This is a genomic window from Polaromonas eurypsychrophila (assembly GCF_014641715.1).
GTDB classification, from domain to species: domain Bacteria; phylum Pseudomonadota; class Gammaproteobacteria; order Burkholderiales; family Burkholderiaceae_C; genus Polaromonas; species Polaromonas eurypsychrophila.
In genome coordinates, this window is the sequence record NZ_BMIG01000017.1 from 55,384 (window position 1) to 76,124 (window position 20,741).

The following is a 20,741-nucleotide window of genomic DNA, read 5'->3' on the forward strand; positions in this document are numbered from 1 at the left end:
ATCGAGCTTGAAGATCGACGGCTTGTCGATGCCCGGCACGACGGTCTGACGGAGGGCGACGATGGCGCTAGGATGGTTAAGTCAGCAGAGACAAAGCAAGCCGAGCGGTTCAGAATTGCTTACCTGCCACCCAGAGCGCGCGTTGCTTGACCAACAGCCGATATAGCTGATTTGCCTGCATAGTTTTGTTGCTACTGACCTTGTCGCAAAACAGGGAGTAATAGCGAATAAACAAAGACCGGTCCTGAGAATAAACTCCACTCCAATCATTGGATGGAACACGCGACAGAATCTCGTTAAATAGAAAATTGTTCAGCGTTTTAGCGATGCCAATTGCAATTGCGATAGCGTTTTGAAGTGCTACGTAGTCGAGCTTTAGGGGTTTCTCAAGCAGATTTTTGTGCTCGGAGAAACCTAGCGAGATGGCATTGCTAGTTCCCAGCTTTCCAAATCGGTGTACCGCACAGTGCCTCAGTTGACAAACACGAACATAGTCCTCAATAGACTTTTCCAAGTCTGCAGGGAAGGCCCCCTTTATTGCCAACAAATCACGCAACGCCTCGTGAATGCTCTTTTTACTAATAAAAGATCGACGCTCGAGTATTGCTTCTGGCAACAAATCTTTTGATAAGTGAAGAGCGGCACCAAACGACACGTCTTTATCGTTCACGGCCGCTTGGCTTTCTTCATCGAGTGAAATAATTTTTCTAAGCAATGTTCGAATGAAACTCTCTACAGCCGCAATTACCCCCAAAAGAACAAGCTGCCCTTGAAACGGATCAAAGTTCAGTGGCTGAGGCGCGAGTTTATTTATAGCTGCGACACGATTGAGGAATTCATCGATTGGCGAATCTAACGACTCCTTGTAGAGCCTATCAAATAGAGCGTGCGTGATGAATACCGGATTTGCCGGTGCGACACAAACCGACAGCTTGGAACGAAAGTTAGTCGCCATGATTACGACAAAAATTCTGTGATCGTAAGAGCGACCTTGCCAATGATCCCACTGGCTCGGACCGGCCCCACATAGCTTGCCCGCTGTAGATCTCCTGAAGCATTTTGAGAGGCGTAGACATGGCCCACGTTTCGTATTTTGGTATCGCTGTGGATCCGAGCTATCAACGCCTCGCTGATTCCCGGTATTTTCTCCAGCGGCAATTTCATGCACTCCTCAAACAAGGACGAGGCTACTAACTCCGCACCGCAGTTATGGCAGAAGCGCTGAGATTCATTTATTCGCGCAGTGCTGCACTGCGGGCAGGGGGGCAAGTCCAACTTGAGGCTGATCAGCTCATCTGGTGTCAAAAGAGTAGACAAGTCTCTGCGTATAGGGTGCTTCGCAACTTGCCTTCGCATATACAACGATACTTCTCTGAACGAAGACCCTTTACCTTCGCGAAAAACACCCTGCTGTTGTAGGAACGCCAGATGGGGAATAAATCTATCGTATTTTCTATTCGGCCCATGAGATACCGCCTGCAGCGGAAAGAGCATTCCGATCTCCACCAAAAATCTGAGCATCCGTTCAGCTAAGGGGTTCCGAACACTGTCCTGCCTAACACCAAGGACAATATTTCGTGTACTGGAATCACCACCCTGCGCCGAAGCAATTTCCATAACGGCTTTATCAAAAAATTTCCGCCCTGTTGAGACGACAGAAGAAAATTGTTTTAGTTTTATACCCAACGAGTCATATTCAGCGCCAATCAACTCCGTTTGACGTTCCACAATTTTGTTAATTTTCTGCTGGGACGTGCCGGCCTGAGTGTCAAGATATTCCCTCAACAATCGAAGATAAGCACGAGGCACCCCAAAAGCCACATACTTGAACAATTCCAGAGTATCCAGACTAATTCTTCCAACCTCTTCAGCAGTAAGGCGGAGACTCGCTATGTCACCCATGATTTGGCTGTAATTCGCATCTTCGACAGACAACCAGAGCGGCACCTCTTCGATTTCATGGGAGACGTGAAATGTTGGCCCATACTGAGTGGAGCCTGGATAGACCGATGCCTTAGGCGCAATAGTTTCACGTTTGAGCAAACGATATATATCGAAGAAGGCCGCTAGATATTGGTCTGCCAGACTCAGTGCGGCGTCGTCCAATAAGAAAATTGCTCGCTTTCGAGTGAACTGCTTGCACAAAATTGCGACAGCGGCCACCACGTGTTCAATAGTAAGGTTCCTGCCGAAACTTTCATACAGTTCCGCGCCACTACCTCTCTCTAGCAGCGACACCAATTCACGAAGTTGGCTCTCGTCGTAGAAGTTACTTTTACCAGCCAACACATCACTTGACTGTTGGGCGTCACGTAGAAGCTCAAAGCAACTAAGAAGAAGTTTGGCCAGCACCCAAGAATGAAACCGTTGGAGCGCGTCGGGAGATTTTTTGAGCAATGGCTCAAGATTGAGATAGTGGCTAAAGTTGGCATAAAGCGCCAGCGGGGCAGAGACGGTTCTCATGGCATGTAAATACGTGTACCGCATCACATGAGTTTTTCCGGTGCCACGCGGTCCCACAAGCAACTTTGCCCCTGGGCCCAACAGTTTTTGGCGAGCGGTCCTAAATATGTCACCCTCTGCAAGAGTTTCGTCAATAGTCTGCAGGGAAAGTTGATCTGCCCGCTCTTCGAATTCAGCCATGGGTCTCACTCCTCCAATTATTTTTCTCTTTATCGCTCTGACTAAATATGTACAGGAAAAGCGAGAAGATCAGTCTTGGTAAGCTGCTTAGCACTGACGCCGTAGGCTCGCGACGCAAGCCAGGCCTTTCCTTCTAAACTCGTCAACTGCGCCAATACCGCGATTCGATATTGTTTGGGCACTCGCAGAACATATACGCAGTCAGTGACCACTGCAGTGCCTCGGGAGATTCCGACAACCTTGTCTTCAAGATTTCGTCCAACTCTCCCGATCAAAATATCCCCACTCTCCGCCACCGTTAGTCTCGCATCTACCGGTTTTTTTCGGAATCCCAGTTTTTGCAGATCTATCCAACAGCCGCGCGCATCAGAAATGAGGTCCGTTGTGTGCAGCACCGGGAATGGATTACCGTTTCTTTCCGAACTACTGAGCGATCCCCGCTGAAGTTGGACACATATTGAGCCTAAGGAAATTGGACTGGCGCCTTCGCATGGAGTTTGAACATGATGAGCGTGGTATTCGAAGTCAAGTCGTTCGATCGCGTCTTCGACCTTAACGAGTAGTTCGTGTTGAATGCCAAGATGCGCATCAAACCGCTGCAAAGGCACCGGACTCCTCGTTACATTACCTTTGCTTATCACCGCTATGTAAGCCTGTGCATCCGTATTTGTAAATGAGTTTCGTGGAAGTCGAATAGTTCGATGCAACTGATATTGCTTGAGAAGTTGCTCTCGAAAGCGCCGATACTTTTTAGCTGACACCAAGGTGTCAGGCAGAACAATCCCCAGTGTCGCAGTCTCGTTAAGCAGCCTCAAATTCTGCGCTAGAAATAGTAGCGCAGCATCAACATCGCTCATAACAGGTAGACAGCCACTGAAGCCCGCGTCTTCTAATATTTCTCCAAATCCTTTCCGCCATGCAGGCGTGATGAAAGGCGGATTACATACTGCAGCATCAATTGAACTGGCTTTCGCAGAGATTAGCCTAGGCAGGTCAGAGCTAAGCGCGTCTGCACGAATATGGCTATGACGGGATCCCCAATGGGCTGAAAAAAGTTTTCGCAATTTAGCGGAAGCCTTGCCGTCAACATCTACAGTTAACAACTCAGCATCAGCCCAGCGGCCTCCTGCTGCGAGTGAAAGGGAACCGCCCCCCGCCCCCAAGTCGAGGATTTTTGCGGGCGCCAACCCGTCCATCTGGTCAACTAGCAGGCTGCCAATAGTTTCTTTTGTGTAGTAACGACCAAGCCTGTCAGAGCCTTCAATTCTTTCCAAGATGCTATTCCCTCCAGCTAACAGAGATTACAACACGTGAGCGCGCTAGCAGTCACCCACCAACTGAAGGTAGCTTGAGACGGAGTTCGAGATGGTGGATGGGGCGTCAGGCCGCACTGACCTCTTACTGGACGTGGGACCCCTCCCACACAAGCTCAGGCATTGCAGCAGTATCGCCATGCTGAAGCGGCGCGCACGCTGAAGGAACAGGTTCACTCAGGCCCTGCATTCCCTCAACCCCACAGGACCCCCATGACCGACCCACGCAACATTGCCCACGATAAAAAAGTTCAGCAAGAAAAGAAACACCGCGGCGAAGAGATCGCTCCGGGCGCGGAGCATGCCGTTCAGCCCGGCAAGAAACCGCATCTTGCCACCACCGACGACAAGCCCGAGACCGACGGTGATATGGCTGAGAAGGACGAGCAGCCTGCGGGCTAAGCGACCTTCCCAACGAAAAAGCCTGCTGCATAAATGTGCAGCAGGCTTTTTTCATGTCGGGGGCGGTCAGCATCGGGCCCTTGCCCATCACGTACAGCAGACGTAACAAGCCGCCGCGCAAGGGAAGCGCTGAACAAGTCCTGGCGGATGAGCAGCGGCCGGATCGGGATGGGATGCAAGGCGGATTTCACAGCCAATAGCCCAGCTATTGGCAAGGAATTCAACGCAGCAGACCGCCCGAGCCCGGATGATCGCGCGCCGCGGGGGACTTGTTCAGCGCTTCCCTATTTCAGCAGCAGCTTCATGCCAGGGTCTCCCTTGGCCATGGCGGCGATATAGGCCGGGCGCTGCGCAATGCGGGCAAGGTAGGCCAGCAGGTTCGGATAAGCGCTGATATCCCAGGGCTGGAAGTAGCGCATGGTGGTCAGGGTGAACACATTCATGATGTCCGCTGCGGTAAACGCGCTACCGGCGAAGTACGGTGCCTCGCCCAACCGTGCCTCGACCATGGCCAAGGCCCGTGTCACACGTTCTTGCGCCGACAGTGTGGCGGGGTGGCCTTTTGCCGCCTCGATACGGCCCAACACCATGTTGCGTCCCAGATGAGGCTGCAGGTTGCCGTTGGGGAAGTGGAACCAGTAAAGGTAGTTGCCGAAATCAGGATGCTCTGGCGGCAGCGCCAAGCGCCCGCCACCATGCCTGGCAATGATGTATTGCACGATCGCGCCCGATTCGGCAATCTGTACGTCACCATCGGTCATCACCGGAGCCGTTCCGGCCGGGTGCAGCGCGCGCAATTCGGGCGGCGCAAGCCGTGTCACCGGATCACGGGTGTAATGCTTGAGCTCGTAGCCAATGGCGAGCTCTTCGCACAGCCATACGACGCGTTCAGATTGCGAGATGCCAAGGTGGTGGATGGTGAGCATGTGGCAGTCTACCCCGCACGCTTGACCAGCGGCAGCTGCGGTCACTGCAGCCAGTCAGGCGCGAATCAAAGTGCCTTACCCAAGCGCGCCACACCCTCTTCGATCTTCCCCACATCGGCCGTCGCAAAGCTGAGCCGGAAGGTACTCACATCCGGCTCACCCGCAAAGAACGGCGCACCCGGCACGAAGGCCACGCCCTGGTTTATCGCCCTTTTTGCAAACTCGCCAGCATCCTTGGTCTTGCCGCCCGCCCCCGTGAGGCGCGCCCAGAAAAACAGGCCGCCTTGCGGCTGGGTGAACTCGATGGCGTCGCCTAACTCGCGCTTGAGGGCCGCGCCCATCGCCAGCGCGCGCTCGCCGTAGGCCTTGCGGACTTTCGCCAGGGTGGCGGGCATGCGGCCGGCCTTCAGATACTGCGCGGCGGTCGCCTGGGCGAAGGTGCTGGTGTGGGCGTCGCTGAACTGCTTGCACATGGTCGCCTTGGCCAGCAGCTCGGCTGGGGCGATCATCCAGCCCACGCGCAAGCCGGGGCTCAGCACCTTGCTCATGGAGCCGCAATGCGCGATCAGCTCGCGGCTGCCGGGCACGTCTTTGCTCAGGCTCAGGATGGACGGCGGCGGCGCTTCGTTGAAGTAGAGGTCGCCATACGGGTCGTCCTCGACCACCAGAGTGTTGTACTTGACGGCCAGCGCCAGCACTTTTTTGCGGCGCTCCAGGCTCAGCATGGCGCCGCTGGGGTTGCCGAAGGTCGGGATCAAATAGACAAACTTTGGCTTGTGCTCGGCCATCAGCTTTTCGAGTTCGTCGGTGTCCACGCCATTGGCGTCGATGGGCGCGCTGACCAGGTCGGCGCCGTAGAGGCGGAAGCACTGGATCGTGGCCAGAAAGGTCGGGCCTTCGACGATCACCTTGTCGCCGGGGTCGATCATGGTTTTGCCGAGCAGGTCCAGCGCCTGCTGGCTGCCGGTGGTGACGATCAGGCCGTCGGGCGCCACAGTCACGCCCTTGCTGCCCATGAAGGCGGCGAGCTGTTCGCGCAGCGGGTTGTAGCCTTCGGTCGCGCCGTATTGCAGCGCGCCGCCGGCTTCTTCAGTCAGGGCCTTGTTGGCGGCCTCTTTAATTCCTTCGACGTCGAACATGGCGCTGTCCGGAAAGCCGCCGGCAAAGCTGATGATGCCGGGCTTGCCCAGCAGCTTGAACAGTTCACGGATGGCAGAGGTCTCGACGTTGTTGAGGCGGTCGGCAAAGGGCAAAGGCATGGCGGGCTCTCTTTCTGCTGGGCATTGTCGCCAATTTGCGCGCAGCTTTCTTGCGGGGCGGGCGTTGGCGGCAGAATACCGGCATGCCGCCAGGTTTGTCATCCCCTTCATTTGAGGCGCATCCATGATCGAACAACACATCAACATTCCCGGCGCCGATGGCGCGATGAACAGCTTTGTGGTCTACCCCGAAGAAGGCGGGCCGCACCCGGTGGTGCTGTTTTATATGGACGCGCCGGGCATGCGGGAAGAGCTGCACGACATGGCACGGCGCATTGCGGCGGTGGGTTATTACGTGGTGTTGCCCAACCTGTATTACCGGCGCTCACGCGACTTCTGGTTGACCGAGCGCACCGAGCCGCTGATGGCGTTGATGTTTGAACACATGAACGCCCTGAGCAACGCCATGGTGGTGAGCGACACCGAAGCCTTGCTGCGTTTTGTGGATGCTCAGCCGCAGGCCGACGCCAGCCGCGTGGGCGCAGTGGGCTACTGCATGAGCGGCCCGTTTGTGATGGCGGCCGCGGCTGCCCTGCCTGGGCGCATCAGCAGCATCGCCAGCATTCACGGTGCCAACCTGGTGACCGATAAGGACGACTCACCGCACCTGATGGCACCCATGATTCGCTGCGAAAGCTACTTTGCCTGCGCCCAAACCGACCGCTGGGCACCCCCTGCGATTGTGCAAACGCTGCAAGAGGCGCTGGTGGCCGGCGGAACGCCACACCGCATCGAGTGGTATCCGGACACCGAACACGGTTTTGTCTTCCCCAGGCGCGAAGGCATCTACCACCAGGCGGCTGCCGAGCGGCACTGGGAGCGGCTGTTCGATCTGTTCAGACGCACCTTGCAGGTCTGACCACCGCCGCGGGCGGTCAGCCTGCCAAAACATCCGCTTGACTGGAGTAATACTCTGGAGTGATACTCCAGTCATGGAACCCGTCACTACCAAAGACAAGCTGCTGGATGCCGCCACCAGGGTGTTTCTGGCGCATGGCTTTGCCGCTGCCTCTATGGACATGGTGCGCATTGAGGCAGGTGTGAGCAACGGCAGCCTGTACCACCACTTTCCTACCAAGGCGCTGCTTGCCGACGCGCTGTATGCCCACACCCTGCGCGACTTTCATGCGGCCCTGCTGTTGCCAATTGCCGGCGCTGCCACGGCTGAAGCGGGGGTCAAGGGCCTGATACGCGGCTACATCCAATGGGTGCTGCAGAACCCGGCGCAAGCGCGCCTGCTGCACAAGCTGCGGCGCACGGATGGCATGGCAGATGGCATGGGAAGTGGAGTTGGAAGTGGCACGACAGAAGGCACAGAGCGTGGCGCCGTCAATGCGAACGCGTTTGCCGCGCTGGCGCAGTGGATAGACCAGCAGGTGGAGGCCGGCGACATGCGGGCCATGCCCTTCCCGGTATGGATGGCGCTGGTGTTTTCGCCGGCGCTGTCGCTGACACAGCACTGGGTGGCGCAGGCCAAACCCGGCGTGGCCCCCAAGATACGCGCCGCGCTGGAGCATGGCGCCTGGATGGCAGTTGCGGCCTGAGCAACCGGGCAACAACAGTTTCAAAAAGGAGTGTTTCATGAAAGTGGTCAAGGTTCATCAACGCCTGCTGTACGCCCCGCCGGAAAAGGTGGGTGCGCTGATTGATTCGCTGGCGTCGCCCGCAGACACGCTGTGGCCGGGCCAGGCCTGGCCGCGCATGAAGTTTGACCGGCCCCTGGGCGTGGGCGCTGCCGGTGGCCATGGGCCGATTCATTATTTTGTGGAGGCCTATACCCCCGGCCAGGCTATCCGCTTTCGCTTCACCGCGCCCAAGGGTTTTGATGGCTGGCACGGTTTTGAGGTGCTGGAGGCCACACCCGTGCACTGTGTGCTGGAGCACCGCATTGAAATGACAGCCAGCGGCCCTGCCCTGCTGACCTGGCCGCTGGCCGTCAAGCACCTGCATATCGCCTGCGTGGAAGACGCCCTGTCGCAAGCGCAGGTGGCGCTGGGCAACCTGCCCAAGCCGGTGCCCTGGCCTGCCCACGTGCGCCTGCTGCACTGGCTGGCCGCCGGCGGCAGACATGTGCCGCAAGCTTTGCCATGGCGGCTGCATGCCCGCTGACATCCTCGCCTTTGGGCAACAGGTGCTGGGCCAGCAGGCTTTCAGCAAGCTGCTGGGCGCGCAGCTAGACGCGTTTTCTCCGGGCCATGTCGAGCTGTCGCTGCCGGTGGTGCCCGGCCTGCTGCAGCAACACGGCTTTGTGCATGGCGGGGTTCTGTCTTACCTGGCCGACAACGCACTGACCTTTGCCGGTGGCTCGGTGCTGGGCGACTCGGTCACAGCCGAATACAAGATCAACTACCTGCGCCCGGCCAAGGACGCCGAGCGCCTGCTGGCCGTGGCCACGGTGGTGGGCAGCGGCAAAACGCAGGCGGTGTGCCGCTGCGATGTTTTCATGCTGCGCGGGCAAGAGCGTACGCTGTGCGCCGCGGCGCAGGGGACAATTCGCAAGGCGGGGTGAGGGCCGGAGGCCCGCGAGGCATGGATTGCGGATCAAGTCCGCAATGACAAGCAGAGAGAAGGTCTGTCATCCCGGACCAGTTCCGGGATCCATGTTGCATCAGTTACTGCCGCGGATGGATGAGACATAAATTGCGGGTCAAGCCCGCAATGACATTAACTACATTTAAGGCGTAATTTGACTTAACTACTTTAAAGGAGTAAATTCAAAAAACTACTTTTAAGGCGTATTGCCATGTACTCTGTAGACACACCCCAGCAGTTGCGTACCATTTTGCGGTCCATGCGTCAGGCAAGCGGGCTCACGCAAGCGCAGCTTGGGGAAAAGATTGGGGTGACTCAAAAGCGCATTGCGCGCATCGAAGCAGCGCCCGAAGTGACCGCCTTTGACCAGATCTCCAGAATGGTGACAGCCATGGGCTACCGTCTGGTGATCGAGGAGCCATCAAAACATCGGGTATCCGAGCCGGGGGCTACGTGGTAACAGAGCGCAGGCAGCGGACCAAGTCGCAGGATCGCATGCTGGCTGTGTGGACCAACGGAGAGCGCGTGGGCACATGGTCACTCATCGACGGGGAGCATCGCTTCCAGTACGCCGATGCCTGGCCGGCATCTCCCGCTGCACGACCGCTGTCTTTGTCATTGCCCCTAACGCCGAACAACGTGCCACACCGTGGCAATGTGGTTCTTCATTTTTTTGACAATCTGCTGCCAGACAGCGACACCATTCGGCGGCGCTTGCGCGACAAATTTGCCACCGGAAGTACCGATACGTTTGCCCTGCTGGCAGCCATTGGCAGGGATTGCGTGGGCGCTGTGCAGCTATTGCCCCTGGGCGAAGAGCCCACGAGTTTTGACCGCATTGAGTCCGCCCCCCTGGACGAAGCCGGGGTGGAACACGCCATCAATACAGCAGTCACGGGAGGGCGTGTCATCGGCATGCTGGAAGCTGATGATTTTCGAATCTCGATTGCCGGTGCCCAGGAAAAGACCGCCCTGCTCTGGCATGCCGGCCACTGGAGGCGACCGCTGGGCGCTACACCCACCACGCATATCTTCAAGCTCCCGCTGGGCCTTGTGGGCAACATGCGGGCGGACATGAGCGACTCTGTAGAAAACGAATGGCTGTGCGCCCGCTTGCTCGCGGCATTCGGTATGCCCGTGGCCAAATGTGAGCCTGCGATATTTGGCAAGCGCAAGGTGCTGGTGGTTGAGCGCTTCGACCGGGCGCTCCAGACCCCGCCAGCCGGCAATGAGTGGCTGGCGCGCCTGCCGCAGGAAGATTTTTGCCAGGCGCTGGGCGTGTCCGGAGAGCGCAAGTACGAGTCAGAAGGCGGACCGGGCATACGCGCCATTCTTCGCCAGCTTGAAATCAGCAACCGCGCCAATGAAGACCGCCTCACCTTCGTCAAAGCGCAGCTCGCCTTCTGGCTGATGGCCGCCACAGACGGGCACGCCAAAAACTTCTCAATCTTTCTGGAGCGCGGCGGCGGTTTTCACATGACGCCGCTGTACGACGTGCTGTCAGTCTGGCCCATCATGGGCACGGGGCCGAACCAGGTGCATCCGCGCCGTGCCAAGCTGGGGATGGCTATTCGATCAAATTTAGGAAGCAAAAACACGCATTACTACCTGCACGAGATCCGCACCCGCCACTGGCAACTGCTGGCCCGGCAAAGCGGCGTGCCTGACGCTTTCGACCACATGGTTGCGCTGGTGCTTCAGGTGCCTGACGCGCTGGATCGGGTTGCAGCGCAACTGCCGCCGGGGTTTCCGCAGCGGGTTTTCAAACCCATACGCGCCGGCATGCTTGCGCAAGCCGAGCAATTCATTTCAGAGCTCCCATGAAAACAGAGTCGATTGCCTCCTTCTTTGCCACCCTGAAAGCCGCCAACCCGCTGCCCGTGACCGAGCTCGAATACACCAGCGTGTTCGAGCTGCTGGCTGCGGTGCTGCTGAGCGCGCAGGCCACCGACGTGAGTGTGAACAAGGCCACGCGCAAGCTGTTTTCGGTCGCCAACACGCCGCAGAAAATCCTGGACCTTGGCATCGAGGGGCTGGAGGCTTATATCAAGACCATCGGCCTGTACCGCAGCAAGGCCAAACACCTGATGGAAGCCTGCCGCATGCTGGTGGAGCAACATGGCAGCGTGGTGCCGCGCAGCCGGGAAGCGCTGGAGGCATTACCCGGCGTCGGCCGCAAGACCGCCAACGTGGTGCTGAACTCCGCCTTTGGTGAAGCGACGATGGCGGTAGACACGCACATCTTTCGCCTCGGCAACCGGACCGGCCTGGCGCCAGGCAAGACGCCGCTGGAAGTTGAGCTCAAGCTACTCAAGCGCATCCCGCCCGAATACCTGGTGGACGCGCACCACTGGCTCATCCTGCACGGACGTTATGTGTGTGTGGCGCGCAAGCCGATGTGCTGGCAATGCGCGGTGGCGCCGTACTGCGACTTCAGGCCGAAGACGCCTTTGCCTGCGTGAGGCACCGCCCGTGGTCGCGGCATGAATCCCGGGTCGAGCCCGGGATGACAAGTTCGGGATGCGGATGACAATTCTGGTACGCCCTTTTCCCCGCTTGTCATTGCGGGCCTGACCCGCAATCCAGCTTGCATGCACGCGCGGTGGTTCATGCCACATGGATCTCGGATCGAGTCCGGGATGACAAACTCCGGGGTCCGGGGTGGCGAACTCGTGCGCCACGGCCCCCTGCTGTCATTGCGGGCCTGACCCGCAATCCAGCTTGCATGCACGCGCGGTGGTTCATGCCGCATGGATCCCGGATCGAGTCCGGGATGACAAAGTCCGGGGTCCGGGTGGCGAACTCGTGCGCCACGGCCCCTGCTGTCATTGCGGGCCTGACCCGCAATCCAGGTTGCGTCCCCGCGGCGGTGGTTCATGTCGCGTGGATCCCGGATCGAGTCCGGGATGACCACAGGGATGGCATGCAGCCAGATCCGCTACTGTATTGATAGCTGCCTGCGCCCATCCGGTATGGGCTACAGGCCTATTTTCCTTAAGAAAACACTCAGTCGGCGTAAACGCCGGCTTTCTTGATGACCGGGCCCCACTTGATGATCTCGGCTTCCAGATGCGTCTTCAGGCCGGCTGCGGAAATCTTGTCCATGGGCGGAATGTCGGAGCTCAAATCGGCCAGGCGCTGCTTGACCATCGGGTCCTGCATGGCGACCTTCAGTGCGGCGTTGAGCTTTTCAAGCACCGGGGCCGGTGTGCCCTTTGGCGCGTACATGCCGTGCCAGACCTTGACCTCGAAGCCCTTGAGGCCCTGCTCGTTGAGCGTGGGCACATTGGGCAGCGCCGACAGGCGGTTCAGCGAAGTGACACCGTAGACCTTCACGCGGCCGTCCTTTATCAGCGGCACGGTCTGCGTGGTCTGGTCGCACAGCAGATCCACCTGGCCGCCGAGCAGGTCGTTCATCGCCGGGCCGGTGCCCTTGTAGGGAATAGTGTTGAGCTCCACACCCATCTGGCTCATGAACAGAAGCCCACACAGGTGCGAGACCGCGCCCAGGCCGGCGTTGGCCAGCGAGACCTTGCTGGCATTGGCCTTGAGGTAGGTCTGCAGCTCCGAAAAATTGGCAGCAGGAAAGTCCTTGCGCGCCAGCAGCGTCATCGGCACATCAACCACCTGGCCGATGTACTCGAAGTCTTTCAGCGGATCGAAGGTCAGTTTTTTGTAGAGCGCCGGTGCGGTGGCCATGCCCATATGGTGGATGAAGATGGTGTAGCCGTTGGGGGTGGCGCGCGCCACGCGGGTGGCGGCAATGGTGCCGCCTGCACCCACGGTGTTTTCTACCAGCACAGTCTGGCCCAGCGCCTTGCCCATGGGTATGGCGATCATGCGGGCGACCACGTCGGTCGGGCCGCCGGCGGCAAACGGCACGACCAGCGCCACCGGCTTGTCGGGAAAAGCCTGGCTGTGCGCCTGGGTGCCCGCACCCAGGGTAAGCGCTGCGCTGCAGGCCAGCAAAAGGGTTTTGAGTTTAAGTTTCATGCTTGTCTCCGTTGGTAATGGATTGTTCAAAAAAATTATCGGACGGCTTGCGCCGCGAAGCTATCCAAACATACCCGTGCTGCGGTATTTGCCACGACGCGGATGTCAGATTCATTTGCCGCTTTCATTTGCCAGTTTCATCAGCCAGCGTGCGCTCGGCCAGCCGCAGCACCGGCGTATCGACCATCCGGCCGTCGATCGTGAAAACGGCCCCACCGGCCTGCCGGCTGCCTTCAATGACACGTTGGGCCCAATCGCGCTCAGCCTTTGTCGGCGCAAGCGCCGCCTGCACTACGGCCACTTGCGACGGGTGAATGCACAGCCTGGCGCCGAAGCCGCTGCGCCGACTGCGCGCGGCGTCCTGCTGCAATTGCGCGGTGTCGCCGGTGGCGGGTGTCACACCGTCGACAGGCGCAGGCAGGCCGGCGCGGCGTGAGGCCAGTACCAGGCCCAAGCGCACCGGCTGCAGCTCGGCCTCGTCGGGCCCGCAGGCCATGCCAAGGTCGGCCTGGAAATCCAGGTTGCCAAACACCAGACGTGTGACGCCGGGGCAGGTAGCCAGTAGATCGAGGGCAGCGAAACCGGCGGCCGACTCGATCAGGGGCAACACCGCGCAGCCGGGGCCAACCATGGCCGCGAGCTGCACCAGATCGGCCACCGACTCGGCCTTGGGAAGTACGACGCCGCCCAGGCCCAGCATGGCCAACATCTCCACCAGCGCCAGGTCGTCCGCATGCCAGGGTGTGCCGGCGGCGTTGATGCGCACCAGCACGCGCGACCGCTCGGTGGCAGGCAGGGCGTTGAATCCATCGGTCAGTTGCTGGCGGGCGGCCACCTTGGCGTCTGGCGCGACGGCGTCTTCCAGATCGATGATCACGGCGCCGGCGCCCGACGCCAGCGCCTTGGCATAACGCTCGGGCCGGTTCGCCGGCACAAACAGGAAGGTGCGCGCCGACGCGATGCCTGTCATGCGGCACCTGCCAGCAGCGGCCCGATCCTGGGACTCTGCGCGATGGCCCACAGTGCCTTGATGGCGCGCGCCATCTCGGCCTCGCTCGCACCACCACTGAAGGCGGCCAGGCGGTGCGCCTTGGCGGTGATCTCGTCGCGGCTCAGGGTGTTGCCGGGGTCGCCCTTGGGTTCGTCCACCCTGCCCTGCAGCGTGCGGCCGTCGGTGGTGGTGACCGTGACCTTGCCAATCCAGCGGCGCGGGTAGGCGGCATCAACCTCGGCGTCGAGTTCCATCACGACCTTGTCGCGCAGCGCCACAGTCAGGTCATCCTGAAAATGTTGGTCGAACTCCACCAGCCCGGCGTGGCCGAAACGCGCCACCAGACCGAGCACCGTGCCCATGGAGAACTTGCTCTGGTGCACGGTGGCCGGGTTGACGACCGGGCCCAGCACGTCGATCGCGCCCTGGTGCACATGCGTGACCACGCGTTCCAGGTCGGCGGGTGTGAGCTGGTTGACCTGCATCACCTGCAGCAACGCGTCGGCCGCCGGGTGCGTGTGGCGGCAGGAGGCGTGGTACTTGAAAGAAGTCTCGACTGTGGCCCAGCGTGTGCCCAGGCCGTCGGTCAGCTTGGCAGGGTCGGCGTCGCTGGACATGCCGGCGGCCATGCCCTGCGGGCCTTCGAGAATCTGCGCAGCGCCAGTGAAACCGTCGCGCGCGAGGCAGGCCGACATCAGGCCGGCGGCGGCGGCGTGTGCCGTGTGCAATTGTTTGGAGTCGGCAGCGGTGCGCAAAAACTCCCACAGCCCGGCCGACTGGGTGCCGGCCGAACCGAAAGCGTGCTGCATCTGCGCAGCGTTCAAACCGAGCAGGCTGCCGGCGGCCGCCGCCGCGGCCAGCGTGCCTGCGGTGCCGGTGGTGTGGAAGACCTTGTAGTGCGAACGCCCCAGGAACTCGCCGACACGGATGCCGACTTCATAACCCGCCACTGCGGCGGTCAGCAGTTGCTGGCCGCTGCTGCCCAGGGTTTGCGCCATCGCCAGCGCTGCCGGAAACACGACGGTGGCCGGATGGAACACCGAACCGTTGTGCACGTCGTCCTGTTCGGCGACATGGGAGGCAGCGGCGTTGGCCATGGCGGCAAAGTAGGCGCTGCTGCGGCTGCGGTCAATCAGCACCTCGGCAGCACCATCGCTGGGGCCCATGCTGGCGGCGAACTTTGTGAGGGTCTCGACCGGGCGCGAACCCTTGCCGGCAATCGCCGAGCCGAACCAGTCCACCAGCAAGTCTTCGGTCTTGCGAATCACCGGCGTGGGAATGTCGTCGAAGCGCAGGCCGGCGGCGAAGGCGGCGAGCTGGGCGGTGGGGCTTGTATTCATGGATATTCCTCAAACTCTTTCAAAATCAGGCGCTGGCCTCAGGCTTGTCATCCCGGACTCGATCCGGGATCCATGCGTCATCAGCACCGTCGCGGGTAAACGTGGCATGGATTGCGAATCAGGTCCGCAATGACATACAAGGCAGAGTTATGCATCAAATGTGGCTCCAGCCCTTGTGCGTAAAGCGATTTCAGCTATCAATTAAATAGCGCCCGCGTCCTGCAGCGCGGTTATGGCACTCTCACCCTGACCCAGCTCGCGCAGGATGGCCTGGGTGTGCTGACCGACCGCGGGAATCGGGTCCATTCGGTAGTCGAAGCTGCTGATGCGGCCGGGCGGCAGCAATGCCGGAATGGCGCCGACCGGTGTGGTGACATCGCGCCAGCGCCCGCGCGCCTTGAGTTGCGGGTGCGCCCAGAGACCGGCCATGTCGTTCATGCGGGCATTGGCGATCTGCGCCTCATCGAGCTTGCTGCTGACCTGCTCTGTGCTCATGCGGCCAAAAGCGTGCAGGATGATGGCTTTGAGCGCCTCGCGGTGTTCGTTGCGGCGGAAGTTGCTGTCAAAGCGCGAATCGGTCGCCAGCGCCGGCTGGGCCAGCACCACCTCGCAGAACACCCGCCACTCGCGCTCGTTCTGCAGTCCCAGCATGACGGTGCCGCCGTCACCGGCCGTGAATGGTCCGTAGGGATAAATCGTCGCATGCGAAGCGGCGCTGCGCGGCGGCGGCGTGGCGTCGCCATAGGCGTAATACATGGGGTAACCCATCCACTCGGCCAGCGACTCCAGCATGGACACATCAATGTGCGAGCCCTTGCCGGTCTTGCCGCGCTGCAGCAGCGCCGCCAGCACGCTGGAATAGGCGTACATGCCAGCGGCGATGTCGGCAATCGAGTTGCCGGCCTTGCTCGGGTCTTCCGGCGTGCCCGTCACCGACAGGAAACCGGCCTCGCTCTGGATCAGCAGGTCGTAGGCTTTTTTGTCGCGGTAGGGGCCGTCGTCGCCGTAACCCGAGATGTCGCACACAATCAGTTTCGGCAGCGTCTTGCTGAGTTCGTCAAAACCCAGACCCATGCGCGCCGCCGCGCCGGGCGCGAGGTTCTGCACCAGCACATCAGCCGTTTCCAGCAACTGTTTGAGCACGGCCAGTGCGGCCGGTTGTTTCAGGTCCAGCGTCAGACTCTCTTTGGAGCGGTTGACCCAGACGAAGTGCGAGGCCATGCCGTCCACGCGCTGGTCATAGGCCCGCGCAAAGTCGCCGACACCTGGCCGCTCGACCTTGATGACACGCGCGCCCAGATCGGCGAGCTGGCGAGTGCAGAAAGGAGCAGCGATGGCGTGTTCGAGGGAGATGACGGTGATGCCGTCAAGGGGTCGTGTTTGTTGGGTCATGGGGTGTCCCTCGAACTCCGGCTCGTTACAGCCGCGGCGTTGATGTTGAAAGCATTTGGTTTGCGAGGCAAGCCGGGGGTTGCCCGGCGGCAACTCACTTTTCTTTTGCGTCGCCAAAAGAAAAGTAAGCAAAAGAAAAGGCGACCCGATGGTCCGGGTCCCCTGCGCTGCGCTTCGGGGCAACCTGCGGTGCTCGCCGAAAACGGGGTCGAGCTCGAACTCGCTACGCTCAGACAATCGCTCGCCCTGATCCGTTTTCGGCTGCGCTCCTCGGCCCGGCCCGACGGGTGGGGGGAAAGAATGCAAATACGGACTCGGGGAGGCGAGGATGCGCTTTGCGCGTCCTCGCCGGAGCCCGATCCCGTTCCCTTCCTCACCACCCTTCTGTATGCGCCGAGGAGCGCAGGGCCAGACGGATCAGGGCGAGCGATTGTTTGAGCCAAAGGCGAGTTCGAGCTCGACCCCGGCTGGACCGAGCACCGCAGGTTGCCCGTAGCGAAGCGCAGGGACGCAGACAGCAGGGTCGCCTTTTCTTTGCTTACTTTCTTTTGGCGACGCAAAAGAAAGTGAGTTGCTGCCGGGCAACCCCCGGCCAACAGCCGCTGGCAAACCAAAGAAGCCTGAAAGAGAAACGCGTTCATCTCTTCACCCACGGTCGGTCCGTTCAAAACGACCGCGGCAAGCCGAGCAAATGCTCCGCCACATAAGAGTAAATGAGGTTGGTGGAAATCGGTGCCACCTGGTACAGCCGTGTTTCACGGAACTTGCGTTCCACGTCATATTCACAGGCAAATCCGAACCCCCCATGCGTCTGCAAACACATATTGGCTGCCTCCCACGAGGCCTTGGCGGCCAGGTATTTCGCCATGTTGGCTTCAGCGCCGCAGGGCTTGCCGGCGTCGAACAGCTCGCAGGCCTTGAAGCGCATCAGGTTGGCGGCTTCGGTTTCGATGTACGCATCGGCCATCGGGAACTGCACGCCCTGGTTCTGGCCGATGGGGCGGTTGAAGACCACGCGGTCGCTCGCGTAGCGCCGCGCCTTGTCGACAAACCAGTAGGCGTCGCCAATACATTCGGCGGCGATCAGCGTGCGCTCAGCGTTCAGGCCGTCGAGGATGTATTTGAAACCCTTGCCCTCTTCGCCGATCAGGTTTTCTGCCGGAATTTCCAGGTTGTCGAAGAAAACTTCATTGGTTTCGTGGTTCACCATGTTGGCGATCGGCTGCACCGCCATGCCTTTACCTATCGCGTCCTTGAGGTTCACGATGAAGATGGACATACCCTCGGACTTCTTCTTGACCTCGGCCAGCGGCGTGGTGCGGGCCAGCAGTATCATCAGATCGGAATGCTGGATACGCGAAATCCAGACCTTCTGGCCGTTGACGATGTATTTGTCGCCCTTCTTCACCGCGGTGGTCTTGAGCTGGGTGGTGTCGGTGCCAGTGGTCGGCTCGGTCACGGCCATGGATTGCAGGCGCAACTCGCCGGTGGCGATCTTCGGCAAGTAGAGTTTTTTCTGCGCGTCCGAGCCATGGCGCAGCAAGGTGCCCATGTTGTACATCTGGCCGTGGCAGGCGCCAGCGTTGCCCCCGGCGAAGTTGATCTCTTCCATGATGACCGAAGCCTCGGCCAGGCCCAGGCCAGAGCCGCCGTACTCCGCAGGGATCAATGCCGCCAGCCAACCGGCTTCGGTCAGCGCGTTGACAAAGGTCTCCGGGTAGCCGCGCTCATGGTCAACTTTTTGCCAGTAGGCGGAGTCGAACGACGCCAGCATGCCGCGCAGGGCCTCGCGCATGTCCTGGTAGGCGTCGGGGGCGGGGATCTGTTTTTTCATAAAGGGCTTCTTTAAATAACTTTTGAAATCGGCGTCATCCCGGACTCGATCCGGGATACATGTCTCACTGGCCACCTGCGCTGGTTTGCCTGCATGGATTGCGGGTCAGGCCCGCCATGACAAATGGAGTGGCTCCGGTCATCGTCAAGCCAGCGTGGCCGTGGCCTGCATGGTCAGCCAGCCTTCGTGGTCCTCGGTCCACAGGTTGACAGTCTTGCCGTCGGTCGACGGGAGCCCGTGTAGCTTGAAAGGCCAGAGATCGAACACCGGCCGTACCGCACGGAACTCGAACTTCAGCAGGCGCGCACTGGGCATGTTGCGGCGCAGCAGGTCGGCAAGCAGGGTCGCGATCAGCGGCCCGTGCACGATCAGACCGGGGTATCCCTCGACCTCGGTCACGTACTTGCGGTCATAGTGAATGCGGTGGCCATTGAAGGTCAGCGCGGAATAACGGAACAGCAACACGTCGTCGGGCACGACCTGGCGACTCCAAGCAGCGTTTTGGGCTGCCGGCTGCGGCGGTGGCACCGCATCGCCGGGCTGTGGGTTGGCGCGGTAGACGATGTCGTGTTCTTCCGTCAGCGCCAGGCCCTGGGCACTTTTCACCTCGTGCTTGACCAGCACAAACACCAGGTCGCCGCTGCGCCCGGACTTGTGCGTGACCGACTCGATGCGGGAAGTGCGCGTGATGGCGGCGCCGACCTGCAGCTCCTGCTGGTGCCACTGCAGGCGCCCGCCAGCCCACATGCGGCGCGGCAGCGGCACAGGCGGCAAAAAACCACCGCGTTCAGGATGGCCATCGGGGCCCAGGCCCGACTGGCGCGCCATCGGCAGGAAATACAGCCAGTGCCAGAGCTCGGGCAGGGACGTGCCAAGTGCGGGGTCGGCGTCGTCGCGGTCCAAGGTGGCGGACAAGGCCCGCACCGGTGCGGCGGTGACGCTGTCGCTGAGCGTTTCGGTCTTGCCAACCCAGCCCTGCAGCTTGGCCAGCATGGCGGCGTCCACGGTTCGAATGTCAGAAGTCATGACTACTATGGTCTCGCGAGAGGCCGGCAAATGCAATCTGCAAATTCAACAGCAAGACTTCTGAATTTCCGAAGCCTCAACAGCGATACTTTTCACAATTACCCAATTTTCCTTGCAAAAGCTGTGGTGCAGGCTTAGTCCATTACGAAGACTTGGCAGCTTGGGGATAACATCGAGGTATGCAATTCGACTTGACCGACCTGCGGCTTTTTGTATCAACGGCCGACGAAGGCAACATGACGAGGGCGGCCCAACGCCAGCACCTGTCGCTGGCCGCAGCCAGCGCCCGCATCAAGTCGCTGGAAACCCAGTCCGGCCTGAGCCTGTTCTACCGCGAGGCCCGCGGCGTGCGGCTGACACCGCCGGGCGAGGCTTTTTTGTACCACGCGCGCGGCGTGTTGCGGCAGGCCGAGCAAATGCGCACCGACCTGCAGGAGTACGGCGGCGGGCTGCGCGGCCATTTGCGCGTGTTTGCCAACACCACCGCAGTAACGGATTTTTTGCCGGAAATTCTGCCCGGCTTTCTGGCGGGAAACCCGAAAATCAACATTGACCTGCAGGAAAAACCCAACCCGGAAATCGCACGCGGCGTGCTCGACGGCCGGGCCGACATCGGCATCGTTGCAGGCAAGGTGGATACGCTGGGACTGGAGTCCATCCACTTCAGCACCGACCGGCTGGTGCTGGCCACCGCAAAAAATCACCGCTTTGCGCGCCGAAAAAAAATTGCCTTTGCCGAAACCCTGGACGACGATCAGGTGGGCATGCAATCAGGCAGCACGCTACAGACCTTTCTGGCGCAGGTGACCGATGCACTGGGCAAGCCGCTCAAACTGCGCATCCAGCTCTCGAGCTTTGACGCGATGTGCCGCATGATAGGCGCAGGAGTGGGGGTGGGCATCGTCCCGGAGTCGGCCGCGCAGCGCAACCAAGCCGCCATGAGCATCACACTGATCGAGTTGACCGACCCATGGAGCGTGCGCGAGCGTTATATCCTGGTGCGCAAGCGCAGCGCCCTGCCCCTTTATGCAGAGTCACTGATCGAGACGCTGTGCGCGCACTACCGTTGAAGCGCGCCGCGTACCGGTTG

At 60.3% G+C, this 20,741-nt stretch carries 20 protein-coding genes; 9 read left to right on the plus strand and 11 right to left on the minus strand.

Features of this window, described 5'->3' with window-relative positions; translation table 11 throughout:
* Window positions 1-109: 109 nt before the first annotated feature.
* From IEX16_RS17930 to IEX16_RS17940, 3 genes are read right to left on the minus strand one after another with little or no spacing between them, the layout of a single operon-like run.
* Window positions 110-955 (minus strand): hypothetical protein, encoded by an 846-nt coding sequence (locus IEX16_RS17930; protein WP_229676419.1) that lies wholly within the window; start codon window positions 953-955, stop codon window positions 110-112.
* Window positions 956-957: 2 nt separating this feature from the next.
* The gene (locus tag IEX16_RS17935; protein ID WP_188709849.1) at window positions 958-2,643 is read right to left on the minus strand and encodes a zinc ribbon domain-containing protein; all 1,686 of its coding nucleotides are present in this window, start codon (window positions 2,641-2,643) and stop codon (window positions 958-960) included.
* Between the two features lie 41 nt (window positions 2,644-2,684).
* Window positions 2,685-3,917: an N-6 DNA methylase gene (locus tag IEX16_RS17940; protein WP_188709850.1), complete on the minus strand. Its 1,233-nt coding sequence runs from the start codon at window positions 3,915-3,917 to the stop codon at window positions 2,685-2,687.
* Between the two features lie 252 nt (window positions 3,918-4,169).
* Between IEX16_RS17940 and IEX16_RS17945 the strand changes: the two genes are divergently transcribed.
* On the plus strand, window positions 4,170-4,358 hold the full coding sequence (locus IEX16_RS17945; RefSeq protein WP_188709851.1) for a hypothetical protein: 189 nt from the start codon (window positions 4,170-4,172) through the stop codon (window positions 4,356-4,358).
* Window positions 4,359-4,642: 284 nt separating this feature from the next.
* On the opposite strand, the gene IEX16_RS17950 is transcribed toward IEX16_RS17945, so the two are convergent.
* Both IEX16_RS17950 and IEX16_RS17955 read right to left on the minus strand, forming a co-directional pair.
* A complete protein-coding gene (locus IEX16_RS17950; protein ID WP_188709852.1) occupies window positions 4,643-5,284 on the minus strand; it encodes a glutathione S-transferase family protein in 642 nt (213 codons plus the stop codon).
* Window positions 5,285-5,349: 65 nt separating this feature from the next.
* The gene (locus tag IEX16_RS17955) at window positions 5,350-6,537 is read right to left on the minus strand and encodes an aminotransferase-like domain-containing protein (protein ID WP_188709878.1); all 1,188 of its coding nucleotides are present in this window, start codon (window positions 6,535-6,537) and stop codon (window positions 5,350-5,352) included.
* Window positions 6,538-6,667: 130 nt separating this feature from the next.
* On the opposite strand from IEX16_RS17955, the gene IEX16_RS17960 reads away from it, so the two are divergent.
* The 7 genes from IEX16_RS17960 (at window position 6,668) to nth (ending at window position 11,537) form a co-directional block, all read left to right on the plus strand.
* Entirely contained in the window at window positions 6,668-7,402 is a 735-nt protein-coding gene (locus tag IEX16_RS17960) for a dienelactone hydrolase family protein (RefSeq protein ID WP_188709853.1), read from the plus strand.
* A gap of 73 nt (window positions 7,403-7,475) precedes the next feature.
* Window positions 7,476-8,087, plus strand: a complete 612-nt coding sequence (locus tag IEX16_RS17965) for a TetR/AcrR family transcriptional regulator (protein ID WP_188709854.1) — start codon at window positions 7,476-7,478, stop codon at window positions 8,085-8,087.
* 37 nt (window positions 8,088-8,124) lie between these two features.
* The gene (locus IEX16_RS17970) at window positions 8,125-8,652 is read left to right on the plus strand and encodes an SRPBCC family protein (RefSeq protein WP_188709855.1); all 528 of its coding nucleotides are present in this window, start codon (window positions 8,125-8,127) and stop codon (window positions 8,650-8,652) included.
* A complete protein-coding gene (locus IEX16_RS17975) occupies window positions 8,642-9,052 on the plus strand; it encodes a PaaI family thioesterase (protein WP_188709856.1) in 411 nt (136 codons plus the stop codon). The genes IEX16_RS17970 and IEX16_RS17975 overlap by 11 nt, the downstream gene beginning before the upstream one ends.
* A 234-nt stretch (window positions 9,053-9,286) precedes the next feature.
* On the plus strand, window positions 9,287-9,535 hold the full coding sequence (locus IEX16_RS17980) for a helix-turn-helix domain-containing protein (protein ID WP_188709857.1): 249 nt from the start codon (window positions 9,287-9,289) through the stop codon (window positions 9,533-9,535).
* Between the two features lie 35 nt (window positions 9,536-9,570).
* Complete coding sequence (locus IEX16_RS17985; RefSeq protein ID WP_188709858.1) at window positions 9,571-10,899, plus strand: type II toxin-antitoxin system HipA family toxin; 1,329 nt, start codon at window positions 9,571-9,573, stop codon at window positions 10,897-10,899.
* Entirely contained in the window at window positions 10,896-11,537 is a 642-nt protein-coding gene (gene nth / locus IEX16_RS17990) for an endonuclease III (RefSeq protein WP_188709859.1), read from the plus strand. The genes IEX16_RS17985 and nth overlap by 4 nt, the downstream gene beginning before the upstream one ends.
* A 544-nt stretch (window positions 11,538-12,081) precedes the next feature.
* Here nth and IEX16_RS17995 read toward each other — a convergent pair.
* The 6 genes from IEX16_RS17995 to IEX16_RS18020 all read right to left on the minus strand — a co-directional run bounded on the left by IEX16_RS17995 (window position 12,082) and on the right by IEX16_RS18020 (window position 19,651).
* The gene (locus IEX16_RS17995; RefSeq protein ID WP_188709860.1) at window positions 12,082-13,068 is read right to left on the minus strand and encodes a tripartite tricarboxylate transporter substrate binding protein BugD; all 987 of its coding nucleotides are present in this window, start codon (window positions 13,066-13,068) and stop codon (window positions 12,082-12,084) included.
* A 124-nt stretch (window positions 13,069-13,192) separates the two neighbouring features.
* Entirely contained in the window at window positions 13,193-14,038 is an 846-nt protein-coding gene (locus tag IEX16_RS18000) for an HpcH/HpaI aldolase/citrate lyase family protein (RefSeq protein WP_188709861.1), read from the minus strand.
* Window positions 14,035-15,399, minus strand: coding sequence for an MmgE/PrpD family protein (locus IEX16_RS18005; protein WP_188709862.1), 1,365 nt, complete (start codon window positions 15,397-15,399; stop codon window positions 14,035-14,037). Before IEX16_RS18005 ends, IEX16_RS18000 begins: the two co-directional genes overlap by 4 nt.
* A gap of 201 nt (window positions 15,400-15,600) precedes the next feature.
* Window positions 15,601-16,791, minus strand: a complete 1,191-nt coding sequence (locus IEX16_RS18010; RefSeq protein ID WP_188709863.1) for a CaiB/BaiF CoA transferase family protein — start codon at window positions 16,789-16,791, stop codon at window positions 15,601-15,603.
* A 664-nt stretch (window positions 16,792-17,455) separates the two neighbouring features.
* On the minus strand, window positions 17,456-18,625 hold the full coding sequence (locus IEX16_RS18015) for an acyl-CoA dehydrogenase family protein (protein WP_188709864.1): 1,170 nt from the start codon (window positions 18,623-18,625) through the stop codon (window positions 17,456-17,458).
* 144 nt (window positions 18,626-18,769) lie between these two features.
* Window positions 18,770-19,651 (minus strand): HTD2 family dehydratase, encoded by an 882-nt coding sequence (locus IEX16_RS18020; protein WP_188709865.1) that lies wholly within the window; start codon window positions 19,649-19,651, stop codon window positions 18,770-18,772.
* Window positions 19,652-19,830: 179 nt separating this feature from the next.
* Between IEX16_RS18020 and IEX16_RS18025 the strand changes: the two genes are divergently transcribed.
* Window positions 19,831-20,721 (plus strand): LysR family transcriptional regulator, encoded by an 891-nt coding sequence (locus IEX16_RS18025; RefSeq protein ID WP_188709866.1) that lies wholly within the window; start codon window positions 19,831-19,833, stop codon window positions 20,719-20,721.
* The last annotated feature ends 20 nt before the right edge of the window (window positions 20,722-20,741 follow it).